General features: G+C 45.8%; 18 protein-coding genes. 2 read left to right on the forward strand and 16 right to left on the reverse strand.

All coding sequences use genetic code 11. From position 1 onward, the window contains the following. Positions 1 to 182: 182 nt before the first annotated feature. The 8 genes from rsgA to MHH48_RS18465 all read right to left on the reverse strand — a co-directional run bounded on the left by rsgA (position 183) and on the right by MHH48_RS18465 (position 10269). Positions 183 to 1262, reverse strand: coding sequence for a ribosome small subunit-dependent GTPase A (rsgA, locus tag MHH48_RS18430; RefSeq protein ID WP_083659575.1), 1080 nt, complete (start codon positions 1260 to 1262; stop codon positions 183 to 185). Between the two features lie 14 nt (positions 1263 to 1276). Further along, entirely contained in the window at positions 1277 to 2308 is a 1032-nt protein-coding gene (locus MHH48_RS18435) for an aminoglycoside phosphotransferase family protein (RefSeq protein ID WP_076321419.1), read from the reverse strand. 443 nt (positions 2309 to 2751) lie between these two features. After that, positions 2752 to 3828, reverse strand: coding sequence for a Gfo/Idh/MocA family oxidoreductase (locus tag MHH48_RS18440; protein ID WP_076321420.1), 1077 nt, complete (start codon positions 3826 to 3828; stop codon positions 2752 to 2754). Positions 3829 to 3846: 18 nt separating this feature from the next. Further along, on the reverse strand, positions 3847 to 4830 hold the full coding sequence (locus tag MHH48_RS18445) for a Gfo/Idh/MocA family oxidoreductase (protein WP_076321421.1): 984 nt from the start codon (positions 4828 to 4830) through the stop codon (positions 3847 to 3849). A gap of 81 nt (positions 4831 to 4911) precedes the next feature. Continuing rightward, entirely contained in the window at positions 4912 to 6570 is a 1659-nt protein-coding gene (locus MHH48_RS18450) for an extracellular solute-binding protein (RefSeq protein ID WP_076321422.1), read from the reverse strand. A gap of 90 nt (positions 6571 to 6660) precedes the next feature. Further along, the gene (locus tag MHH48_RS18455; RefSeq protein WP_076321423.1) at positions 6661 to 7575 is read right to left on the reverse strand and encodes a carbohydrate ABC transporter permease; all 915 of its coding nucleotides are present in this window, start codon (positions 7573 to 7575) and stop codon (positions 6661 to 6663) included. A gap of 32 nt (positions 7576 to 7607) precedes the next feature. Beyond that, the gene (locus tag MHH48_RS18460; protein WP_076321424.1) at positions 7608 to 8558 is read right to left on the reverse strand and encodes an ABC transporter permease subunit; all 951 of its coding nucleotides are present in this window, start codon (positions 8556 to 8558) and stop codon (positions 7608 to 7610) included. 550 nt (positions 8559 to 9108) lie between these two features. Then, positions 9109 to 10269, reverse strand: coding sequence for a GntR family transcriptional regulator (locus MHH48_RS18465; RefSeq protein WP_076321425.1), 1161 nt, complete (start codon positions 10267 to 10269; stop codon positions 9109 to 9111). Between the two features lie 381 nt (positions 10270 to 10650). Here MHH48_RS18465 and MHH48_RS18470 point away from each other — a divergent pair, with 381 nt between their 5' ends. Beyond that, positions 10651 to 11148 (forward strand): DUF1579 family protein, encoded by a 498-nt coding sequence (locus tag MHH48_RS18470; protein WP_076321426.1) that lies wholly within the window; start codon positions 10651 to 10653, stop codon positions 11146 to 11148. A gap of 237 nt (positions 11149 to 11385) precedes the next feature. On the opposite strand, the gene MHH48_RS18475 is transcribed toward MHH48_RS18470, so the two are convergent. Further along, complete coding sequence (locus MHH48_RS18475; RefSeq protein WP_076321427.1) at positions 11386 to 11757, reverse strand: helix-turn-helix domain-containing protein; 372 nt, start codon at positions 11755 to 11757, stop codon at positions 11386 to 11388. Positions 11758 to 12002: 245 nt separating this feature from the next. On the opposite strand from MHH48_RS18475, the gene MHH48_RS18480 reads away from it, so the two are divergent. Continuing rightward, a complete protein-coding gene (locus tag MHH48_RS18480; protein WP_076322143.1) occupies positions 12003 to 12578 on the forward strand; it encodes an NAD(P)H oxidoreductase in 576 nt (191 codons plus the stop codon). Between the two features lie 1059 nt (positions 12579 to 13637). On the opposite strand, the gene MHH48_RS18485 is transcribed toward MHH48_RS18480, so the two are convergent. From MHH48_RS18485 to MHH48_RS18515, 7 genes are all read right to left on the reverse strand, one after another. Beyond that, on the reverse strand, positions 13638 to 14189 hold the full coding sequence (locus MHH48_RS18485; protein WP_076321429.1) for an OsmC family protein: 552 nt from the start codon (positions 14187 to 14189) through the stop codon (positions 13638 to 13640). Between the two features lie 115 nt (positions 14190 to 14304). Further along, positions 14305 to 14709, reverse strand: coding sequence for a winged helix-turn-helix domain-containing protein (locus MHH48_RS18490; protein ID WP_256720430.1), 405 nt, complete (start codon positions 14707 to 14709; stop codon positions 14305 to 14307). 144 nt (positions 14710 to 14853) lie between these two features. Then, positions 14854 to 15819, reverse strand: coding sequence for an oligopeptide/dipeptide ABC transporter ATP-binding protein (locus MHH48_RS18495; RefSeq protein ID WP_076321430.1), 966 nt, complete (start codon positions 15817 to 15819; stop codon positions 14854 to 14856). Continuing rightward, on the reverse strand, positions 15812 to 16795 hold the full coding sequence (locus MHH48_RS18500; RefSeq protein WP_076321431.1) for an ABC transporter ATP-binding protein: 984 nt from the start codon (positions 16793 to 16795) through the stop codon (positions 15812 to 15814). Before MHH48_RS18500 ends, MHH48_RS18495 begins: the two co-directional genes overlap by 8 nt. A 7-nt stretch (positions 16796 to 16802) precedes the next feature. After that, positions 16803 to 17687, reverse strand: coding sequence for an oligopeptide ABC transporter permease (gene opp4C, locus MHH48_RS18505; protein WP_256720489.1), 885 nt, complete (start codon positions 17685 to 17687; stop codon positions 16803 to 16805). Positions 17688 to 17753: 66 nt separating this feature from the next. Further along, entirely contained in the window at positions 17754 to 18707 is a 954-nt protein-coding gene (locus tag MHH48_RS18510; RefSeq protein WP_076321433.1) for an ABC transporter permease, read from the reverse strand. Positions 18708 to 18806: 99 nt separating this feature from the next. Then, positions 18807 to 20555, reverse strand: a complete 1749-nt coding sequence (locus MHH48_RS18515; RefSeq protein ID WP_076321434.1) for an ABC transporter substrate-binding protein — start codon at positions 20553 to 20555, stop codon at positions 18807 to 18809. Positions 20556 to 20813: the final 258 nt, after the last annotated feature.

The following is a 20813-nucleotide window of genomic DNA, read 5'->3' on the forward strand; positions in this document are numbered from 1 at the left end:
ACCGTATCAGCCAAATAATATCTCAATGAAGGTACCGTTCTTACTTCTGCATTGCCCTAATCCAATAATGTTACTTGTGATAGGGGTCTCCGCCTGACTGTAGCTGTAAAATTTTAGGGCCATCCTTTTGTGGGATGGCCCTCTCTATTTTCTCACTTGGTTCGTATTGCTTATCAGTAAAATCAATGTTTATCGTTAGTTCGACGAGTCTCCTTACTCTTCTGCCTTTCCCATACTTTCATAGTTACTTGCTGATGGTCTTTACTGCGTAAATAAGTAGCTTTATCATCAACAAACGCAGCTTCCTTTTTAAGAGTTAGATAACTTTCCCACCGTTCATAGGCAAGGTTTCCGTCCTCAATCGCCATTTTTATCGCACAACCAGGCTCGCTTTGGTGCTTACAATCTGAAAATTTGCATCGTCCTAAAAACTGTTTTACATCAGAAAAGCTCTCTCTCAAACCTTCAGAAACATTCCACATACCAAGCTCACGCATGCCAGGGGTATCAATAACCATCACGCCGCTGTCCAATCTAATCAGCTGACGATGCGTGGTGGTGTGTCTTCCTTTGCTATCATCTTCTCGAATTTCTTTGACAGACATCACCTTCTGGCCTGCCAAAGCATTGACAAGACTGGATTTTCCCGCACCCGACGATCCGAGAAAAACAACGGTCTTTCCTTTTTTAAGATAGTCTGCAAGTCCGTCAATGCCATAGCCCGTTTTTGCACTGATCGCGTGAACATCCACGCCAATCGCAATTTGTTTGACTGAATTAAGTTGTGCAGAGTAGTCTTCTATTAAATCTGATTTCGTCAGCACCACAACAGGCACTGCGCCCGACTGCCATGATAGAGTTAAATAGCGTTCTAATCGCTTTAGATTCAAATCGTGATTAAGGGATTGCATGATGAATACATAGTCGAAATTAGCAGCAACCGTCTGCTCTTTAATAGTTTTGACATATTCAGACCCATGACCGGATAAGTCATTTCTCGCAAATTTGGATTTGCGTTTTAACGTTTTTATAATAAGGCTTTCACCCTCTGTGTTGTATTGAATTTCTACAAAGTCACCAGTAGTGGGGAATTCCTCAGTACAGTTGTTGAAATAAACACTAGATTTTAGTCTTGCGGAGCATTCACCATACTCGGTAACAAGGCTGTAACTCCCTTTATGCACAGCGGTAACTCTTGCATAAGTCCCCTCTGTGTCTATTGAATAATTTTGAGCCGGAAAGCCGTAGTCTTTTAGATTCATGATACCTCCAATTGTCATTGTTCATTCCTTATCTCAAAGATTTTTTGCAGGGTTTGGATGTGCAGCATTCTTTCATCATCTGTATCTTGGAGTTTGTTTCCTGATCCTGCGTCCATATACCACTCTACAAGCCGGTATCCGAACATAAGTAGAATCAACTCATAAACGGAGTTATCCGTTATGTGTGAAATATCTGCATATTCCGAAAAGCCCTTGTAATACGCCGGGATACATCTATGGTAGTATTCAACCATGTTTTCAATATCGGCTTCGTCCGCGATAAGGCTTGCCATATCTTCACCTAAATAGCCCCACCCTGTGGTATCCCAGTCGATGAGTATGGTTTTACCGTCTGAATAGAATATGTTTGTTACCCAAAAATCCCTGTGACACAGCACGATGGGCAGCTTTTCTATACGGTTGAAAATTTCGTCTGCGTTATCATCAATGTCGATGAGCATGTTACATAGGTGTTTCGGGATTTCGCAATCGTCGGAGCGTATGTAATCGTACACTTTATTCCATGACCGGTAGCGAAGATAGAAGTTCTTCATATAATCCACTTTGCTCAGGTTTTTCAAGTTCTGTAAAATGATTGGCTGTTCAGTATATAACTTGCCTTGGAACCGCCCTAATTCTTCGGCTACGCGTTCATACATATAGCCGGTCAAGTCTAAACCCGATATGCCGTCGATATATTCCATCCATATCTGCGTTTCGTTTTCTTCTTCGTTCATTTCGATGTGATAGCACTCAGGCCAACGAAATGATTCAGAAAACAGAGCGCCGAAATTGGATTTATAAAAATCATATTCCCTGCGCCAGGAATCGGGATCGCCGTAACGTTCAAATTTTTTCTGCGTTTTTAAAACGATTTTATAGGGCAACGTCCCGCCGTCAGTGGTTTTGGCATTGCCTGTTACAAGCTGGACATTCCCCACTGTACCACCATGTAATGGTTTGGTTTGGAAATCGGTGGAGATTATTGGTGTACCGAGCATTTTACTTATGATCGGTGTCAAAGTTTCGGCTGTTATTTCGCTCATTATGAAGTCCTCCAATCGTTTTTTTACAAGGTGAATGGTTAAGGTAAACACCCCTGTCGATTTGTCCGTTATACAGTTTCTGATTTGCTTGTCGCCATTTTTATGTTGATCTGATACCTGTGATTAATATAATGCTTGGATTCTCCACTAACATAAAATCACATCTTTAACGCAATACATAATCATCATATTGGAAAAGAAGACAACGATGAAAGGTGGATTATAGATATATTCATTTATTACCTCTTCCTGCCAGTTAGCTTAATGAAATCGCGATTGGAAAATGATTAAATCCATCAAACCGGCAAAACAAAAAAGCCGCTAAATTAGCGACTTTCAATGTCTATATGTTCTTGTCATCGGACACAAGATTAGTTTTTATGATGGTACAATGTAAATCATTACAAATGAAGGGGCTGATTGTATATTTCACGTCCTTATTCCTAATCAAAATAAACGGTTTTGCCTGTATCTGCGGATATATACACGGCTTCTAATATTTGTGAAAGAATCATAGCTTCCCTCGGTTTAACCAAAGGTTCAGTATCGTTTACGATACTGTGAATCCATTGTTTGGCTTCATACTCGAAATCGGTCATTTCTTCTCCCCTGAACAGTTCTCTTGCATTCGGATTCACCTCAATTTTATTTAGGAACAAGCTCCCGTCCCTCTCGCCATTGATCCGCAATTCATTTTTAGCAAAATCTGCTCCTCCCTTCGTTCCGCACAGCAGGTTGCCGCTACCTTCCGCAATGTTAAGGGCCCAGCTGGTTTCAATGATAACCGCAGCTCCATTTTTAAATTTCACATACCCGAACGCCGAATCTTCTACCTCGAATTCGTTGGGATCCCAGGCCCCCCATTCGTTCGCCGCATTTTCCGTGTGCTTCAGTTTATGGAAGACACTGCCGACGACACTTTCCGGTTCATAGTTATCCATCAACCATAGGACCAGATCAAGGGAGTGGGTTCCAATATCGATCATAGGACCGCCCCCCTGTTTCTCTTTATCTAGAAACACGCCCCATGTAGGTACGCCTCGTCTTCGGGTAGCGACAGCTTTTGCAAAATAGATATCTCCAAGTTCCCCATCGGCGATCATCTTTTTTAACAGCTGGCTTTTGGCGTTGGAACGATTCTGGTACCCGACGGTTAGTTTCTTGCCTGTTCGCAAGTGGGCTTCGTACATCGCTTTGGCCTCCGCACCTGTGACTGCCATTGGTTTTTCGCACATGACATGTTTGCCACTCTCGAGCGCATCAATGGAAATCGTCGCGTGGGAGCTGTTCGGTGTTAGCACATGTACGACCTCAATCTCCTCCATGGCAAGCAGATCCTTGTAATTGGTAAACACCTTAGCGCCTTGCGTGCCGTATTTTTCCGCGGCTTCCTCGGCTCTTTCCGGCTTTAAGTCGCAGAAGGCCACCATCTGTACGTTATCTAACTTGGACAAACACGGCATATGTTTGCCGTTCGCAATCATTCCGCAACCGATGATCCCTACTTTTACGGTTCTCATCGCATTCCCTCCCCCGCGTTATTTAAACTCTACCGTCCGGTTTTCCTTATGAGCGATGTATGCCGCTTCCAATAACTCCGTCAAATTCGTTCCGTCCTCCAGTCCGAAGGGCATCGGTTTGTCATGAATCAATGCATCCGCCCATTGGATGATCGGAAGCGGCTGCTCTTTAGGGAGTTGAGTAGGTGAGATCCATCCGGAAAAAGGGGCATCGAGCTTCTTCGAGATGACTCTAACGGTATCATCTGAGATCATCAGGGTGCCCTCCGTACCGTAAATCTCAAGGGCAGAAGGAGTTTTGTACGTAACAAGGCTTGTTTCGACCAGTGCGACCGCGTTGTTTACGAACTCAATGGAGCACTGCGCATTATCTTCCACTGCACGATGGGTGAAATAATGAAACATGGATGTGATTCTTTTGGGCTTACCGAGCAGCATACTTGCGATGTACATCGGATGACAGCCCAAATCCATCATGGCTCCGCCCCCTGTTTGCTTCTCATCATACCAGTAATCCGGGAGCCAATTATTCAATGCACCGTCGTGGCCGTTACGAATGCGCAAAAGCGTGATGTCTCCTAATACATGGTCATCTACTAGCTGCTTAGCGAACAATTGGTGCGGCCTTGTGAGAGCGGGAAATGAAATGCAGAACTTGACGCCTGCTTTGCGTACTGCTGCAGAAATAAGGTCGCATTCTGCTACGGTAAGAGCCATGGCTTTCTCGGTAAAGATGTGTTTGCCGGCCTCAGCAGCTGCTACCATTACGTCTGCATGCATGTTTGTAGGGGCATCCACCACGACGCCATCGATGTCTTCCCGCTTTAGCAGCGTGTCCAAATCCGCTTCAAAATCCGTTCCCAATTGGGCAGCCCATTCGCTTCCGCGTTCAGGCTGTTCGTCCCAGACTGCCGTGAGTTTAACGTTACCGTGAGATTGTAACCTTCTTGCGTAATCATCTGCATGCACATGCCACTTACTTAACATCGCAACGTTCAACATTCGTCTTCCCTCCGTAATCTTTTAATCAAAGTAATTTGGGATGGCAGTGACACCATCCCATCATGGATAAACTTCCTTCACTTAGAACCCTACATCATCTCGTTCTGCAGCTTTTTGAGCCACAAACTCCGCCATTTCTTCCACGCCGGCAGCTCTAAATTTTTCTTGAACACTATGAAGCATATCTAGAGCTTCTTGATCTGACGCCGCAAAATATGCTCTCTTAAATTCCTCATCGAAATTCAAACTGCTGGTTTTGCTTATAAATTCCTGATATTTGGGCCACTCTCTTGCAAGGTAGTTGGCGCTTACTTTGTCTATAATTTTGATCGGCATTTTTGCTGAGAGACTCTCCTCCAACTTTTTCCACTTTGTTTTTTGATCCTCGGGCATAGGCCAAGTAATATCATTGGAGAATGCCCCGATGAATCTTCCTGGAAGATAATTGAGCCCTGCGTCTCTTTTCAGATCCGGGTTATCATCGAATTGTTTTTTCACATCAGGAATCCACCGGGGTAACCCGTTTTCCATGGTGTAGTGCGTTCCTTCGATCCCGAAATAAGCAAGCAATCGGCCTTCTTCGCTGTTGACATAATCAATGTAACGTAATGCCGCATCAGGATCTTTGATGTTCGCGCTTAAGAATAGGGCAGGGAAACCGGAACGGCCGGGTTTTTCCACTTGCGTTCGAATTTCTCCTCTCTTATTCTTCATAGGCCCGAGTAGTTCATATTGCATTTCCGGATTCGTCTTATAAAGCGTTTTTTGTAAATCATCTAACATCGGCTGGGCTCCAAATACGGCAAGTTTACCCGTCGTAAGCTTTTCATTCGCTGTTGTACTCGTATTGTTAAAGGCTTCAAGATCAAATAAACCTTCCGTTAATAACTTCCTCATGTATAACAACTTAGCTTCATGGTCCTTGGATTGCGTCCAGTGAATCAGTTTTCCATCCACTTGATGGAAGTCCGAAATCGTGTAATCCGACCACCCGGCTAGGAACTGGCCGGAATCCCATCCATTCCACATCGTTCCGGCCGGGATGACCGGTTTCCCGCCAATATCCTTAAAACCTCCATCTCTGATCTTGACCAATAGATCATATAGTTCTTCTTGCGTATCAATATCCTCCGCTTTTACATTTAAAGCTTTCAGGATATCCCCCCTGGCAAAAAGACCGTAATTCCAATTATGAATGCTCTCAGGGGTGCCGTCCGGGGTCTCCGTAGGAATGAGATAAGTCTTGCCTTCAAAATCGGGACTATTGAGATCGAACTCGGCAAAATCCTTTGCAATCCCGGTAGTCACAAGTCTTTTAATATTCGGGTATTTATCGAGATATGGGGTTAAATCCAGAAGCTGTCCTTCCATGGCTGCCTTCTTGATGACTTGTCCTTCTCCTCCTGTAGTCGACCAGAATGGTGCGTTAACAATATCCGGAACCGTACCGGAAGCAAATATGGTGTTTAGTTTTTCTGCTTCGCTTGTTGTGATGGATTCCAGTTTTAACGTTACTCCGGTTTTCTCCCTAATTTTTTGGGCTACAGGATTATTCTCCTGGTCCTGCGGGAAACCGGCTCCGCCACCGTTCCAAGCACTGAGAAAAGTCAAGGTTACCGGTTTTATTTCTTCAGTACCTTGCTCCTTCGGACCTGTGTCAACCGTGCCTGCATCTTCCCCTCCGCCTTTTCCCGTGCATGCCGTCATGGTCACTAAAAGCAGTAAAGCGATTAGTGTCATAACAAGAACACTCCTACGCTTGTTCCTCCTCATACTACAATCCCCTTCCACTGGAAGTTTTTATATAAAAGGCTTTACCTTTTATACCAACTACTCCTTAAGAGAGCCTACCAATACGCCTTTCACAAAATATTTCTGTAGAAATGGATACACACAGATAATCGGGGTCGTAATAATGATGACGAAAGTCATCCTCAAGGCTTCCGGCGTTACTCCTCGCAGTTCCATCTGAGTCTGGGTCATGTTTTGAATAGCAGATCCGCTATTTCCCGACGTCATCGACTGGAAAGAAGCTTCGCTGATCATCTTATTAAGGAACGTAGCTGCAGGCTGCAGTTTTTCATTCTGGATGAAAAACTGACCGGTAAACCAGTCATTCCACACGCCCACTCCGACAAACAAGGCAATGGTAGCAAGCACCGGCATCGAAAGAGGCAATATGATTCTTGCAAATACCGCCAACTCACTTGCTCCGTCGATTCGGGCCGATTCCGACAGAGCTTCAGGAATCCCGTCGAAGAAGGTTTTCATGATAATCGCATTGAAAAAACTATATAGGGACGGCAACACCAACACCCAAAACGTATCCAGAATGTGTAATTGCCGGAACAGGATAAAAGTCGGAATAAGTCCTCCGCTGAACAACGTGGTAAAGAAAAAGAAAAACACGATATATTTTCTTCCGGGCAGACCTTTCCGTGAAAGGGCGTAGGCCAGTAAGGCCGTCAAAAATACGGAGCCAACCGTTACCACAATCGTTCGCGTAATGGAAATATAAAACGAATTTAAGATTAAAGAGTTGCTAAAAGCTTTCGCATAGTTCTCTAATGTAAAAACTCTAGGAAAAAAATAGATTCCACCCTTCATCGCATCGTAGCCGTCATTGAAGGAAAGGGCTAGAAAATAGATAAATGGATATAGTGCTGTAGCGCAGAATAACAACAGCACCGAATAGTTAAGCGTCATATACATTTTATCTGCTGTCGTCAGCCTTCTCGCACCCATACACACACCTCCTCATCTTCAGCGCTAGCTGATTACCATAACGATACGTCGCTCACGCGCCTGGATATATTATTGACAGCAACAATGAGCAGCAGCGAGATCGCAGACTTGAATAAACCAATGGCCGTAGAATAGGCTAATTGCCCCTGTTGGAGGCCTGTTTTTAGGACATAAGTGTCCAAGATCTCCGAGACGCTTAATGTTGCTGGGGACTGCATCAGCCAGATTTGGTCAAAACCCGCGTTCAGTATTCCGCTGAGGGAGAATATGAGCAGTATGGCTATCGTTGGAACAAGGCATGGAAGCGTAATCTTAAATAGTTTGCTCCATCGACCTGCCCCGTCGATTTCCGCAGCTTCATACAAGTGCGGATCGATATTCGTTAACGCGGCTAAATAAATGATCGAACCCCAGCCTATACCTTTCCAGATGTCAGAAATGATGACCAGTGGATAGAATAATTCCGGCTTTCCCATAAAAAAAATCGGATCCAAACCCATTTGGTACCGAATGTCATTAATAAGCCCTACGTTCGGAGACAGGATTTTTTGAAGCAAGGTAACGACAACGACCCACGAAACGAAGTGTGGTAGATAGGAAATCGTTTGAAACACTCTTTTGAATTTTTTGTGCATGACGGCATTGAGCATTAAGGCTAGGATCAATGGAGCTGGAAATCCGAAAAAAAGTTTAAGGGCACTAATGGATAACGTATTTCGGAGTACATCGTAAAAACTGGAATCGTTTAAAAACTGTTCGAAATATTTAAAACCTGCCCACGGACTCCCCAATATTCCCAGATTGAATTTGTAATCTTTGAACGCTATTAAAATGCCGTACATCGGATAGTAAGCAAAAACCAGAAACCAGATGATAGCAGGAAGCAAAAATAAATATATATGCCTGAAATACCATATTCTACTCAGTTTCTTGTTCTTCTTTAATTGCTCAAATCCGTGGATAACCACACCCTTTGGTACCATTCCCCGTACACCTCCTACTTCGTCGTATCGGATTTTTACGAATCCATTCCCGATAGCTTAGGAACAGAGCCAATTTTCGATGTTTCGACGGTATATAGCGACTGTCTCCCCCTCCTTCATTGCAAGCGGTTTCATTTCTACAGTTTAATATATTCAATATGGTGTAGGAATCATTCCATAATTTTATTTTGTACATCGTATGCACTGCTCCCTGGGCGTACGATGCGTCGTTTGGGGCATGATCGATGGCTGTCGGCCATATTCAGGTGTTTTTATTCCTTGGCAAAAATACATTATATTCAATATATACTTATGAAATTGTTTGATAAAAATGTTTATTGAAATAAAGCAACCTGTGAATGGTTTGAAGAGCTTCTGCTGGATTTCTTTATGGATTTGGGACTTATTATGGGAGGATTTCATGAGAGGAAGTTGCAGTTGACGTAGTAGAAGAGCCCGGAGAACCGTCGCTTCCATTGTCAGGTTTTGAATAGAAAGCGCGTCGGACTCGTAATTAGGTTACCTATATAGGGGGAAACGGGTGTTGATATCACGAAGTGGAGAAAACGTTTTTTCCCGTCGTCTCGCCAATCACCAATTCCGGCTCCACTAGGGTTTTAAAGTATTTTCCTTGTTGCCCGTCATCATTGTTAATGACCTCAACCAGCGTGTAAGCCGCGCGGTAGCCCATGTCTCGTTCAAACTGTTTAACATGTGTGAAGGTGCTGTATCCTTCGATGATTGAAGTCGGATCGTCAAAACTGATGATAGATATGTCCTCGGGCACCTTCAATCCAACTTGACGCGCAATCTGATAGATTTTCACTCCAAGACTTCCATTTAGCGTAATATAGGCCGTTGCCATTCGATTTTGGATATAGCGGTACAGTGGATGTGTTTCAGCTTGCTCAAGACTTCCGATTTCAAAACCGGTCACGATGTGGGCAGGGTTTATGAGTGATCCCTTTTCCTTGAAGGCATTCATATATCCATCGATCCGCTCTTGAACGGTGACGGTTTGTATGGGCGAATCGGAGCATATGGCGATTTCACGATGCCCCAGTTCCCACAGGTAATTTACAGCCATATTAACGCCAAGCCTACCGTCTGATGCTATATAATGAGTTTCCACCCCAAGAAGGTAACGGTCGATGAGAACGAACGGAAACCCCGCAAATTTCATGCTTAATATTTCCTCGTTGAATAATTCCTCGTCAACCGGGAAAATCAGTAACCCTTCCACTCCGATTTTACTACATGTCTTAATAGCCTCTTTTTCCTTATCAAGATTGCCCTCTGATAAATAAATAACGCAACGGTAACCGTTTTCATTTAGCGCTTGCTGAATACCTTGTATAAGTCTAATCGTAAAATAGTCATAAATGCTGGGCAGAATTAGGCCTATCAACCGCGTCCCCATTTCTCCACTGGTTTTATGGATAGGCTTTACGGCAATTTTAGGAGATGTTTCCGGCATTTCATATTCAGGCTCACTTACAAAAGTCCCTTTTCCGGGCACCCTGGTTATGATTCTTTCGTTAACCAAACCGGCCAAGGCATTAACGACAGTAATCTTGCTTACGCCGAAACGCTCCATGAGTTCCTTTTCCGTTGGTATACGGTCTCCAATCTTCAGTACTTTTGACGTTATCAAGTTGCGTATATACTCTTGAACCCTCTGATACAAAGGTATTCTTTCCGTAGAGCTCATCCGAATCACCACATTTCATTCAATATGTTCAATATATAAATTACGAAAGATGCAACCGTTTTATTCCATGTCCTCTCTTTGTTTGTGGTTGGTGCTGCGCCCAAAGGAGTCATTGGGTTATGTTGCAGAGTAAAACAATCCCCGGCCGTTTAGCCGAGGCTTTTCGCCGATTTGGCATTTGGTGGAGAAGATACGCGGCATACAGGTGGTCACGATTATGCGAAATTCCTACAAAATGGTCGCTTTTGTGCGTTCTGAAGGGCAGTTCCGGTTAATAGGTAATTTGGTTATCCCTGAGTAATTAAATGAGCAATTGATAAGAAATCATAACATTTGTTACATGCTATGATATAAGAAACATAGCATGAAAGGAGAATCAAAATGGCAACAAACAATATCAGTGAACCAGAGAATGATGATGCCCTTACTTCACAAAATTCGTCTAAACCAGATCCTGCAATGGCACGCTTGAATGTCTTCGTAGGGAAATGGAATACAGAGGGTGTGATTAAAGCGAGTCCGTCTGGGCCAGCTGATCAGTTGAAAGCAATAGATACCTATGAATGGTTGCCCGGGGGTCATTTTCTTATTCATCATGTTGATGGTCATATGGGGAAAGAAGAGGTTAAGGCTATTGAGATCATTGGCTATGATGCTTCCAGTCAGAAGTACACCACACACTCATATGACAACCAAGGCAATTTCAGTGCATACCAAGCAAACCTAATCGACCGTGCCTGGACAATTTTGGGCAAATCGGAGCGATTCACAGGAATGTTTAGTGAAGATAGCAACACCTTAACAGGTAGTTGGGAGCTGTCAAACGACGGTAAGAAATGGGTACATTGGATGGACATCAAATTGACTAAAGTCATTTAGCTAATAGGCTGGTACTACCCCTTAATGCACAAAATATTGGTTTTAATAATCTAAACTCCTATCTAACATCCACTGACCGAACAATTTGGTCTGCTCAACGATTAGCTCACTCTTGTTGTAAAAATCAAAACACCTCCAAGGTTGTCCCTATTGAAGCATTCCCTTGAAGGTGTTTTGATTGATCCCACTCTATGGGGTCAGTCCAATGTTATTTTTTCACCACTGCTTTGTACAGCCTTAAAACTCTTCCAAAACCTTGGACTTGTCACCATAAACCCTTTCCAGGTGATCCTCTCCCCAATAGCATAAATAGTCTAGCGCGGGCTTTAATCCCCACCCGTAGGCCGTTAACTCATACTCCACTTTAGGTGGGATCTCTTTATAAACCTTTCTTGCAACAATCTCATCCTTTTCCAGGCCTCTTAGTTGAGTGGTCAGCATTTTTTGAGTAATGTCGGGTATTAACCGTCGAAGCTCAGACGTCCGTTTCCGGCCAGTCATCAAATGATAGATGATTAAAGGCTTCCATTTCCCCCCCATTACTTCTAATGCCGCCTCCACTCCAACTTTATACTTCTTTTGAACGTTATTTTTCCTCTTTTCAGTCATCTCTTATTCCTCCGGTAAAAGGCTGTATTTTTGCTAGGAACATAAGATTCTTTCATTTCAGTCCGTTATTCAGGTAAGTTTCTAGGGCATCTTTCTAGGGCACTTCCATGTTTCTATGGCACCTCTATCATCCTATAGAACTTGAAAGTGCGTACTTCCAGAGTATTTTGTTACTGTTTATAATAGCATCAGCCATTGATCGTGGCTACGAGTTAGCTGTTAAGAAAGGTAGTGAACATACAAGCATGAGAGTATTGAACGTTGTTTCGCACCCAAGAAAGGATTCCCTGACTTTTAAGGTTGCCGATCGTTTTGTAAAAGGTCTTGCCGAGGCTGGCCACGACTATGAGATATTGGATTTACACGGGATTGGCTTTGACCCTGTTTTAAAAGGCGTAGATGAACCTGATTGGTCAGCCGAGGAACAGTCCTTTTCCCCTCAGGTAGAAATGGAAATAAGGCGAATGAAGGAGCATGATGCCTTGGCATTTATTTTTCCGATTTGGTGGTGGCATTTGCCAGCTATGCTAAAAGGTTATATTGACCGGGTATGGAACAATGGGTTTGCGTACGGTTCGAACCAGCTTCATCATCAGCATGTCTTGTGGATTGGTTTGGCGGGCGTTTCGAAAGAACAGATGAAAAAGCGTAACTATGATGAAATGATGACGCATCTTCTCAATGTGGGAATTGCAGATTATTGCGGTGTATCCAATTCCAAGGTAGAATTTTTATACGAGACTTTGGATTCTAATCCCAGGCATTATGAGATGCTGCTTAACCAAGCTCATCACTTAGGGCTAAATTATGCAAAGCAGTAAGCTTTAAGTTAAGTCTGAACTATCATATTTGCGTTATTATGCGTGTACGTTGTTGTTTGCTCTTGCCCACTGCTGGTGCCACCTTCTGCATACGATTACCTACCTCGTCATAACTGTAACAAATCGCCGTTCCATCAGGCAGCGTTTCTGTTACCATTTTCAGGTTTTCATGCTGTTCATTAAAATCACTATTGTGCAAACCTGTTTAGATCATTATCTAATCGGTAATCGGACCATCTTCGTGTCCTTTACGGCACCAACCTGCCCATCAGTTGAACAAAGGCAGCCGATCTCGTAACGGCTGCCTTCTCTTGTCTTCTATTGAACTAACCTCTCCCGCTAGCATAATGATCAGCAATTCTACTTATGATACGTTTCACCGCCGTATAAATATCTTACAATTTATCAACGTATGTCATGTATTCTTTTTTTCGGCAGATAAAAAATAACGCTTAATTAATACCCTGTTCATTATGGGTGTTCCTTCTTGTTTTGAACCTGTTTCAAGTTATCTAACACTTTAGGATAGTGGTCTTGTCCAAAGAGAGTTGTACTGTCATTATGTTCTTGTCGTCGGACACAAGATTCGCTTTTTATGTGATAAAATGTAATTCATAATAAATGAAGGGGCTGATTTTTTGAACTTATCGATCTTAGCTCTTATCCTTGTCGGGATAATCACTATCTATGCCATTGCATTTACCATGATAATAAAGTCACTTGGCCGGAAATTTAAAGACAAATCTAATATGTATTTTCTATATGCATCCATTATCTTGGTTATCCAATCTTATCTTATAATTAAAGATTTTTCAGGAAAACAGCCTTTAAGTTCAGTCAATATTTTATTTTTCTTAATGGCGTTTATGCTGATTTTCCAAGGAATAAGGCGGAAAAATCAAATAACATAAAATAAGAATCTGTTTGCTTTCTGTAAAGTGTTTTTTCTAAGACAGATGGCTCTTGTTATAAACATTCTGTGCCCTGTTATAGCATAAAAGGACACACAATCCAAATTGTGCGTCCTATCGTCAAGACGATTTATCTATCCCTTCATTTCTATAAGGAAGAACCTTCTGGCTGGCTAGCAGGCGAGCGATGCACTACTCCACCGGAGATGGATTGCGGATACTTTAGGAGGTTGTATATCGGGCATGCGCGCTCAACCACTTCATGAAGCTCGGCGATGGTTTCGGCGGATTCTTCGGATACGATGTGAATGTTATATTCGATATTATGCGGATATATGGGAATGTCCTCGTATCCCGGTTTGCCGGCAAGCGGGTGCAACTGACCCGTGACTTCGACTTCAAGGGATTCCAGCGATATGCCCCGTTCCGCAGCTTTAATCAACGTAATATGAGTCAGGCAGCTGCCTAATACACCAAGCTGAATTTCAGGTGATGAGGGACCGAGGCTATATCCGGCATAATTCTCAGGGCTGTCGCTGATAATTTGGAAGTCTCGTATACGTATTTCTCGAACGCCGCTGCGGCCTTTCGCCTGTACCTTGGCCGAATAGGTATTCGGCTTGGGGTCTTGCTCCGCTTGAGAACGCAGGGCCTCTGCCGCCGCTTTTTTTTGTGCTAAATATTCATTTAATGTAGTCATGCTATCTCGCTCCTTTACAATTTTGATATTTTTAACGAAAAAAAGACACAGCTAAGCAGCTCATCCCTGCTTAAAGCTGTGTCTCCGACGATTCGGTCAACACTCGTTTGCTTGATTATTCCATTTCATTGACGGAATTGGATGACAGGCTGGGGGGCATTCCCAAATAATCGAACAGCCCCTGCTCGATTTGTTGAACTCGTTTCACTCGTAAACTATAGGTCGATACCGTCTCTCCGACGACATGAACGTTGAGCAGTCCCGCACTGCGCAAATTGAAAATACGATCATGCGTTATGCCTTTGGATATGCCAAGATGTCGAACCACTTCGATAAAAGTACGCGGTTCGCTGCGCAAAAAGTGCAGAATCCGCAAACGGCTCTTCTCGCTCAGACTGCGAAGAAGCCGGTATAAATGAAGCGACGGCTCGTCGTCTTCCTCAGCATACGGCTCGATCCTGGATGCATAATGGCAGAGGGTCAGGCTTCCGTACGAATAAAAGATATTGCCAGGCTGCACTCCTTCTTTGACCTCTTATGATTGACTGGCTGCCGGTATCCAGCAGCCATTTCGCTCATATTTTACAACATTCCGCATCATCCGAACACGCCCCCGGGCATATCCTCAATGTGTTACATAAGGATCCGAAGATGGCGTGCCGCTTCAAACGAGATGACATGCCACGTAATGATCATCCCCCACGTTGCGGAACTCGGGCACGACTTCCTTACACTGCGCCAAGGCATAAGGGCAGCGTGTATGGAACTTGCAGCCAGAAGGCGGTTGAGCCGGACTCGGAATGTCCCCTTTGAGCACGATCCTCTCCCGCTTCAGCCTCGGTACCGGGACAGGGATCGCCGATAGCAATGCTTGGGTATATGGATGCAGCGGACGGCTGAACATTTCGTCACGCGAAGCCATTTCCATCATGGAACCGAGATACATCACCCCGATGCGATTGCACAAATGCTCCACGACGCTTAAGTCATGCGAAATGAACAAATAGGTTAATCCACGATTATGCTGAAGTTTTTGAAACAAATTGATGATTTGTGCCTGGATGGACACATCAAGCGCGGAAACCGGCTCATCGGCGATTATGAAATCAGGATTCAGCACCAGAGCGCGGGCAATGCCGATCCGCTGCCGCTGGCCGCCTGAAAACTCGTGCGGAAACCGATTGTAGTGATAGGTAGACAGGCCGCAAGCTTCCAGTACATCCAGCACCTGACCACGAACCTCGGCTTTTTCGGCCAAATCGTGTTCAAGCAGCGCTTCGCCGATTGCGTCTCCGATGCGGATACGCGGGTTAAGCGAGCTGTAGGGGTCCTGAAAGATAAGCTGCATTTTAGGCCTGAGCTTTCGCATCTCCGATTTGGGCAGGTCGTGAAACGGGATACCTTTGTACAGGATGTCCCCGCTGGTTTTCTCATGAAGCCGGAGTATCGTGCGCCCAACCGTGCTTTTGCCGCTGCCGGATTCGCCGACCAGGCCGAACGTTTCTCCAGCCCGAATTGTCAAACTGATATCATCGACCGCTTTGACGTGACCTACGTTACGATTAAGCAGCCCGGCGGTAATGGGAAAATATTTTTTCAAATGTCGTACTTCCAGCAATGCTTCACTCATGCCGCGCCTCCCCTTCATACAACCAACAGGCCGTTCTGTGACCGGGTTCCACTTCTCTCAGTGACGGCTGACGGGATCGGCAGATGGCCATGCAGCTTTCACAGCGATCATGAAAATAGCAGGATTCCGTCAGTTCAAGCGGATTGGGTACCTGGCCTGGGATGGAGTACAACAGGTCCGAGCGCTGGCCGAGGATCGGTTTGGATTTCAGCAATCCCTTCGTGTAAGGATGTTTCGGACGGTCGAAGATTTCCTCGACGTCTCCCTCCTCGACGATTTTCCCCGCGTACATGACGATGACATAATCCGCCATCTCGGCCACCACACCAAGATCGTGCGTAATCAGCAGAATCGACATATTGGATTGCTCTTTGCTTTCCCTCAGCGTTTCCAGTACCTGCGCCTGGATGGTAACGTCCAATGCCGTCGTCGGTTCGTCGGCAATCAACAGCTTGGGGCTGCACGAGATCGCAATCGCAATCATGATCCGCTGCAGCATCCCTCCCGACAATTGATGGGGATAGGAAGCCGCGATTTGTTCCCCTCGGGAAATGCCGACCAGCTCGATCAGCTCGAGCGCCCGCGTATAGGCTTGTTTTTTGTTCATTTGGCGATGGAGCATAAGCGGCTCCATGATTTGCTTGCCGATCGTAATGACCGGGTTCAGGGAAGACATCGGTTCCTGGAATATGATCGAGATGTCGTTGCCCCGAATTCGGCGCATCTCTTCTTTGCTGACCTTTAGAAGATCCTTGTCCCCGAATTGGATCCGGCCGTTCACCACTTTCCCGTGCGGCCCTTCGACCAGTCCCATGATCGACATGGCCGTGATGCTCTTGCCGCAGCCGGATTCGCCCACGACGCATACCGTTTCGCCTTCGCGGATGCGAAAGCTGATATCGTCCACCGCTTTGACCGTTCCGGTTCCGGATTCGAAATAAGTGCTTAAATGATTGACCTCGATTAATGAATTCATTATCCGTTCACCTGCTTGTATTCTGTTTAGGATCGAGAACGTCCCGCAATCCGTCACCGAAAATGTTGATGGCAATGACCGTCAAAAAAATCGCCAGACCTGGCGGAATCCACAGCCAGGGCCGTTTCTCAAAATCGATGACGTTGTTGGCCGCATCGATCATATTTCCCCAAGTGGGCGTCGGGGGCATGACCCCGAGCCCGAAGAAGCTGAGCACCGATTCCGACAGTATCGCTCCTCCGATGCTAAGTGTGGCGATGACGATCAGAAGCGGGAAGACATTGGGCAGTAGATGGCGAAACAGCTTGCGCTTATCGCTGAGACCTAGCACGTCGGCAGCTATCATATACTCCCGTTCCCGCAAGGACAGCATTTGGCTGCGGACGAGCCGCGCCACGCCGGGCCAGCCGATGACGCTGAGCATGAGCATGACCAGATACAGCCGATAGTCGGTCGGAACCTTCCAATCCGACATCAACGCCCCCATGATGAAGAGAATCGGAAGCCCCGGGATCGTAAACAACAAATCGGCGGTTCGCATGATCAACTGATCGACTACTCCACGATAATAACCCGAAATGACGCCGAGAACCGTCCCGATTGTCATGGATAACGCCATGGACGCAAGGCCGACCGTGAGCGAAATTCGGCCTGCTTGCAAGAGCCGGGTCAGCACATCGCGGCCAAGCAGGTCCGTTCCCAGCCAGTGCTTGCCGCTTGGGGGCTGGTGCATCATGGCGGGATTGATTTTGCCATCCGCATATGGCGAGAACAAGGGACCGATAAAGCAAGCAACAAACATCAACACGATGAAGGTGAAGCCAGTTACGGCCAGCTTGTTTTTCTTGAGCTTCCGAGTGGATTGCTTCCATAAGGAGTCTGAAACCTCCATTCCTCGGCTGGCTTTTCCGGCTTGACTTGCCGTCGTTGGAATCGACAAAGGTAGTTCCTCCTTTCTTTAAAGCCTGACCCGGGGATCGAAAGTGTGGTAGAGGATATCGGATATGAGCGTCCCGACGACCGTCAAGATAGCCAAAAACATGGTAAAGCCCATGAGGAGCGGATAATCCCGCACCGTGAAAGATTGCATGTACAACTGGCCGATGCCCGGCCAATTGAATATCTTCTCAATGATGATGGAGCCGCCGAAAAGGCCCGGCAATTCGAAGCCAATCAACGTAATCGCGGGCAGCATCGCGTTTTTCAGTGCGTGGCGGAACAGCACCGTTCTTTCCTTCAACCCTTTTGCACGGGCGGTGCGGACATAATCCTGCCGGATCACCTCCAGCATGTTGCTCCGGAAATAACGGGTGAGCGACCCGATGCCAAGCAAAATCATGACGGCTGCCGGAAGCAGCATATGGTGCAGCACCTCGACGACGTAGTCCCAGCCCTCGGCCCGACTCCCTGTCGTGATCATTCCACCCGGCGGGAGAATTTTTAAATCGACGGCGAATACTTTGATCAGGAATAACCCGATGAAGAACGAAGGAATCGACATCGCGGCGAAGATGCCGATCATCACCAGGGTATCCAGCAGCGAGTATTGCTTATAGGCCGTAAGAACGCCCACGACGACCGCAATGAACCAGGTGAAGAACGTCGAAACCACCGCCAGCAGAAAGGAGTTCCATATGTAATCCTGAAACAGGTCCAGGACGGGACGCTGCTGGGCCAAAGAATAACCGAAATCGCCTTTGAAAATGTTGGCCATCCAGTTCACGTATCGTTCGATGACAGGCTTGTTCAACCCGTGAATTTCTCTTAATTCCGCCTTGCGCTCCTCGCTCAAACTCAAGTTGTTGTCTACAAAGTCGCCTGGCGTTAAGGAATACAAGATAAAGATTAACAAGGACGCGCCAATTAATATCAAGAGCATGTACAAGCATCTTCGGAGCAAATAGGTTCTCATGTTCTCTCCTTCATCAGACATCTCCTTGCCTGATGGATTCAGGCATGAGATGTCTTCTTTGATAGAGCTGTCTAATCTTCCCTCCAGCTGCCAGCTCGCTTATTGCAAATTCCAACCCGGTAAGCTGTATGCGATACCCGCGAGCGGGTTCAACTCAAAACCGTCGATGCGTCCGTTGATCGCGATGACTGATTTCGTATAGTTGGTAAACATGATCGGCAATTCGTCATTCAATATTTTGAACATTTCGTGGTAAATCGCTTTACGCTCTTCGACGTCGCCAGTCGCAAGACCCTGGGCGTAAAGCTCTTCGATGCGTGGATTGTCGTAGCCCTTCGTTTCTCCTTTGATGAACCGCTCCACCCCTTGCGAAGGATCACTGATAATCGTCGTCGAGAACGAAGCCATGTCATAATCGCCGTTATTGACCTTGGATACAAGCGTGTTGAAATCCGGGAATTGCTCAGGCACGAAATCAACTCCGATTTCTTGATAGTTCTCTTTGGCGACGGCAATGAAAATATCGGTATTCGGGCTCTTCGATCCCAAATAGTTGATACGGAGCTTGACCCCGTCCTTCTCCCGAATGCCGTCTGCGCCGACCGTCCAGCCCGCTTCGTCCAGCAATTGTTTTGCTTTCTCCGGATCATACGGATACGGGTTGATGCCTTCCTCGGTATAAGACCACAGAATCGGAGATGATGGAATGTTGGCGATCGACGCTGCCCCTTGCCTGGAATCCACGTAAATCAGCTGACGATTCAGACCGTAAGTCAAGGCTTGGCGAACCCGCTTGTCTTTCAATTGATCCCTCTCCAGATTGAATTGATTATAGCCGTAGTTACTGGCCGTGGACGGAATCAGGTTTAAGAAGCCAAGGGATTTCAGTTTCTCGATGTTATCTGTCGTAGCTGAAAAGCTGCCATAGTCGACTTCCCCGGTTTCGATAAACTGCCAAGTGTCTCCCTCCGTGGTCTTGTAGATGAAGTATTCGGTCTTCGGTTTGCCTAACACATAGTGTTCATTGGCGACAAAACGCACTTCTTGGCCTGGAATGAACTTCTCCAGCTTGTAAGGTCCGTTCGTGATCGGATTGGCGTGCAGGTTCTTAATATAATCCAGGTTGCCGAACTGATAATCCTTTCCATAGTACGCTTTGGACAATATCGGTCCACCAAGCACTGTCAACGCCGTTGCGTTGGTCTCTTCCAGCTTCACGGAAATGGTTCGCTCATCGATAATTTGAATGCCTTCAATGGAATCCGCCTTACCGTCCTTGTAGGCTTGACCACCTTTGATCTTCGTCTCCACCACGCTGTTGAGGCCGTCATAAGACGGATCATGAAGCATGGTCCATGTAAATTCCACATCCTCGGTTGTCATGGGGGAACCATCGCTGTACTTCAGTCCTTCGCGAAGATAATACGTATAAGTCAGCTTATCCTCGGAAATGTCCCATTTCTCCGCGAGACCCGGAACCGGCAAACCGCCGGTATCGACGCGGACCAGTGGGGTGTACAGGACAGAGTTTACGTTCCCGTCATAGCCCACTTGGGTGAAGTATGGTGTGAAGGCCCCGCTCGGATTCACCAGTGTCACGATAATCGCATCATTGCGCTGCTTCGCCCTGTCCGGGAGCTTGTTTAGATCGGTTGCGGTCAAGGGTTCTTCGAGTAAATGGCCCTCCGTCCCCTCCTCAGCCGGCTCACTGGAGGCAGTCGCTGGGGGAGTTGACGGCGGCGATGCCTCCGGCTCGTTGTTGGTAGATGCGGATGAGCAAGCAGACAGTATTAGGAATAGCGTCAATAACCCTAACCATAACAAACCGGAATATCGTTGTTTTCTCATAGAAACCACCTTTGTCTTTTTTTAAAACCTAACTTCCAAGTAAAATTATAATTCAAATAGGATAAGTAGGATTTATAGCCAAACTGATGCATCAGTAAGATCATTTTAGCCAGCGTTATTGATTCTGTAAATAGCTAACTTCCGCGTGTTTCTGCCTAAACAGAAACATTCTGACGACTTTTGAACACTACAATGCCGGCCTAGATTGGCCGGCATTTGTTCAAATGTTGAATATCATATCTTCTTCGGTTCTTCAAC

This window comes from Paenibacillus sp. FSL F4-0100, from assembly GCF_037993005.1.
Taxonomy (GTDB): Bacteria; Bacillota; Bacilli; order Paenibacillales; family Paenibacillaceae; genus Paenibacillus_AQ.

Coding starts and splice junctions, on each gene's coding strand:
- MHH48_RS18435 (WP_076321419.1), bottom strand. CDS start 2,308: ATGAGCGAAATAACAGCCGAAACTTTGACACCGATCATAAGTAAAATG.
- MHH48_RS18465 (WP_076321425.1), bottom strand. CDS start 10,269: ATGAGCTCTACGGAAAGAATACCTTTGTATCAGAGGGTTCAAGAGTAT.
- MHH48_RS18450 (WP_076321422.1), bottom strand. CDS start 6,570: ATGACACTAATCGCTTTACTGCTTTTAGTGACCATGACGGCATGCACG.
- MHH48_RS18475 (WP_076321427.1), bottom strand. CDS start 11,757: ATGACTGAAAAGAGGAAAAATAACGTTCAAAAGAAGTATAAAGTTGGA.
- MHH48_RS18445 (WP_076321421.1), bottom strand. CDS start 4,830: ATGTTGAACGTTGCGATGTTAAGTAAGTGGCATGTGCATGCAGATGAT.
- MHH48_RS18485 (WP_076321429.1), bottom strand. CDS start 14,189: ATGACTACATTAAATGAATATTTAGCACAAAAAAAAGCGGCGGCAGAG.
- MHH48_RS18460 (WP_076321424.1), bottom strand. CDS start 8,558: ATGGTACCAAAGGGTGTGGTTATCCACGGATTTGAGCAATTAAAGAAG.
- MHH48_RS18500 (WP_076321431.1), bottom strand. CDS start 16,795: ATGAATTCATTAATCGAGGTCAATCATTTAAGCACTTATTTCGAATCC.
- MHH48_RS18480 (WP_076322143.1), top strand. CDS start 12,003: ATGAGAGTATTGAACGTTGTTTCGCACCCAAGAAAGGATTCCCTGACT.
- rsgA (WP_083659575.1), bottom strand. CDS start 1,262: ATGAATCTAAAAGACTACGGCTTTCCGGCTCAAAATTATTCAATAGAC.
- MHH48_RS18495 (WP_076321430.1), bottom strand. CDS start 15,819: ATGAGTGAAGCATTGCTGGAAGTACGACATTTGAAAAAATATTTTCCC.
- MHH48_RS18510 (WP_076321433.1), bottom strand. CDS start 18,707: ATGAGAACCTATTTGCTCCGAAGATGCTTGTACATGCTCTTGATATTA.
- opp4C (WP_256720489.1), bottom strand. CDS start 17,687: ATGGAGGTTTCAGACTCCTTATGGAAGCAATCCACTCGGAAGCTCAAG.
- MHH48_RS18515 (WP_076321434.1), bottom strand. CDS start 20,555: ATGAGAAAACAACGATATTCCGGTTTGTTATGGTTAGGGTTATTGACG.
- MHH48_RS18470 (WP_076321426.1), top strand. CDS start 10,651: ATGGCAACAAACAATATCAGTGAACCAGAGAATGATGATGCCCTTACT.
- MHH48_RS18455 (WP_076321423.1), bottom strand. CDS start 7,575: ATGGGTGCGAGAAGGCTGACGACAGCAGATAAAATGTATATGACGCTT.
- MHH48_RS18440 (WP_076321420.1), bottom strand. CDS start 3,828: ATGAGAACCGTAAAAGTAGGGATCATCGGTTGCGGAATGATTGCGAAC.